Genomic DNA, 3,038 nt, shown 5'->3' with positions numbered 1-3,038 from the left:
CGGTTGAGCGCATCGAAACCGGTCTGGAACACATTACCGCCGACTCCGCTTACGAGTTCTGCTTCCAGCTCCGGCGCGCAATCGAAATCGGCGCTCCATTCGATGAAGGTGCGGTCCTGGTCGGTCACCGGGGTCAGCCGCAGCGAGGCGACGTAGTTGGTCAGAGGCATCGGCGAATCCAGGATCGAATAGGTGCAGAGCATGTCGAAGTCCGACAGGCCGAGCAGCTTTTCGCGCAGCCGGTCGCCATTGCGCAGCGCGAACGCCCTGACGCAGCCGACCTTGTCGGCCGGCTCGCCGTTCTCGATCCGGCTTTCCGCAATCCCGGGATGCCAGTTCGGCAGCCCGTTGAAATCGCGCACGCGCGCCCAGACCTTGGTCGCCGGTGCATTGATGACGCTGGATACATAGACGCGGGCCATTCGATTACTCCTTGCCCTTGCCTTTGCCGCCGCGGCCGGACGGCTTGGGCTCGTCGGGTCCCGCGCCTGCGGGGACTGGTCCATCGTCCTTCGGCTTGGGCGGCTGGAGTTCCTTGCCGACGCGCTGCATGTCGCTGGCCTCGCGCATCAGCCCACCCATCTTGGCGAGGCTGCCGCCCTCGATGCCGATTTCCTTCAGCACCTGATCGATCAGCGGCGCCTGCACCCGGTAGCGCAGCGCCGATTCGATCACCTCGTCAGTCGGTGTGCGCGAACTGCCGCCGCCGCCATTGCCGGCCATGCCGCCGAGCCCGTCGACATGCAGGATGCGGATACCCTCGATCTTCTCCATCGGCTTGACGCTCTCGCGAACGATGCCCTCGATCCGGTCCAGCAACCGGCGCCGGAACAGGCCGTAACGCGCGTCGTCGGTGAGCGCATTCTCGGCCTCGTACAACAGCTTCTGCGCTTCCGCGTCGACCGCGGCACGGACCGCATGGGCCTCGGCCTCGATCCGCTTCTGATCGGCGTCCTTCCGGGACAGCATGACCTCGACCGTGGTACGCCGCTTGGCGCTCTCGCTTTCGCGCACCGTCTTGACGATCTCCTCGGCTTCCACCGCCTTGGCCTTGGCCATTTCCGCCTTCACCTGCGCTGCGGATTCCAGCAGCGATTTCTCGAAGATCGCGATCGCCTTGTCCATCACCGCGCTCTCGACTTCGCGCTCGCGACCGACCTCGAGCTTGCGCAATTCGAGTTCGCGGCCGACCCGGGCCTCGTCGAGGCCGCGCTCGGAAGCGATGCGAGCGCGTTCGATCTCCTCGCGCGCGGCGATCTCGGATTCCTGCAGCGCCTGGTTGCGCGCGATATCGAGTTGTTCGAGCGCCTTGCGGCGCTCCAGCCGCGCCACCTCCAGTTCGCGCTCGCGCGTAATATCGACCTTCTCGACCTCCTGGCGCGCATTGATCTCGGCGGCGCGGAACGCCCGGTCGGAATCCACCCGCTCGATTCGCCGCGCGGAGGTCGCGATGACGCGCTCCTCCTCGGCGATCTCGATGGTTTTCTTCTGATCGATCTGCAGCACCTCGCGGCTCTTCGACGCGGCGATCCGCCCCTTGTCGATCGCGAGCTCGGCCTCGATGCGGCTGACCTCGACCGCATCGCGTTTCTTGATTTCGGCGGTCTCGATCGCCTTGGCGCGGTTGATGTCGAGGCTGCGGATTTCGAGATCCGAGGCGATCCGCGAGGCCGCGACCAGTTGCTCCTGCGCGATCCGGGCAGTCTCGGTCGCCTCGCGCGCCGCGATCTCGGCGGCCTCGATGGCCTGCTGGCGGGCGATCTCGAGCTGGCGGACTGCCTCGTCGCGGGCGATGCGATCGGTCGAGACGGACTTTTCCTGGGCGATGCGCTGGCGCTCCACCGTCTCGCGGGCGGCGATCTCGGCGCCTTCCAGCGTCTGCGTCCGCGCGATTTCCTGCGACTTGGTTTCCTGTTCGGCGAGAATGCGATGCGCGGCGATTGCCTTCTCGTTGTTGATACGCGCCGCCTCGACGGCATGCAGGGCGGCGATCTCGGCCTCGTCGATGGCCTGGTTGCGGGTGATGGTCAGGGCGCGGACCCGCTCCTCCTGGACGACGCGGGCGGACTCCACCAGCTCCTTCGACGCGATGGTCTCCTGCTGCACGGTGCGGTCGCGAACGATCTCGCGCGCCAGCCGCTTTTCCTCGGCAGCGAGGCGATTGGCGGTGATGGCGCTGTTGCGGGCGATTTCCGCGGTTTCGGTGGCGAGCCGCGCGGCGATGTCGGCCTCCTCGACCGAACGCCGCTTGGCGATATCGAGGTTGGAGATCCGCTGCTCGTTGGCGATCCGGTCGGTGCTGACCGAAGCTTCCTGCGCGATCCGGGCACGCTCGGTGGATTCGCGCGCGGCGATTTCGGCGGCCTGCAACGCGCGCAACTGCTCGATCTCGCGCTCGCGGATCTCGCGGTCGGCGGTGATACGGGTCTCCTTGATCAGTTGGTCATTGGCGATCCGCGCCTTCTCCACCGTCTCGCGCGCGGCGATCTCGGCCTGGTCGACGGTCTGGCTGCGCTCGATCTCGCGCTGGCGGACCTCGCGCTCGGAGGCGATCCTGGCCTCGCTGATGGCGCGCTCATTGCCAATCCGCGATTTCTCGATTTCCTCGCGCGCATTGATCTGGGCCTGTTCAGCCTCGGTATCGCGCATCGCGCGCTCGCGGGCGATCTCGGCGCGTTGCACGGCGCGGCGCACCTCGACGTCGCGCTGCTGCTCCAGCCGCGCCAACTCGCTCTCGCGCTCGATCTCCAGCGACTGCTTCTCCGCCTCGAGATTGCGCGTGCGGATCCGGATCATCGAATCCTGCTCGATATCGTTGCGGGTCTTGCGCCGGCCCTCGATCTCCCCGATCAGGTGAGTCAGGCCCTCGGCGTCGAAGCGGTTCGAGGCGTTGAAAAACTGCAGGTCGGTCTGGTCGAGATTGGTCAACGCCACCGATTCAAGCTCGAGCCCGTTCTTGGCCAGCGCCTCGGCGGCGGCCTCCTTGACCTTCGCGAGATAAACCCCGCGCTGCTCGTGCATGTCCTCCATCGTCATCT

General features: G+C 66.6%; 2 protein-coding genes. Both read right to left on the bottom strand.

What is annotated here, in order from left to right; all coding sequences use genetic code 11:
* On the bottom strand, positions 1-422 hold a 422-nt coding region (locus V6M48_RS11080), incomplete at its 3' end, for an SRPBCC family protein (protein WP_332812604.1).
* A 4-nt stretch (positions 423-426) separates the two neighbouring features.
* The coding region (locus V6M48_RS11075) for a flotillin domain-containing protein (RefSeq protein ID WP_332812603.1) at positions 427-3,038 on the bottom strand (2,612 nt) is incomplete at its 5' end.

This window comes from Sphingomonas sp. (genome assembly GCF_036677245.1).
Classification (GTDB): Bacteria; Pseudomonadota; Alphaproteobacteria; order Sphingomonadales; family Sphingomonadaceae; genus Allosphingosinicella.
This window is presented reverse-complemented; position numbering and strand designations above follow the sequence as displayed.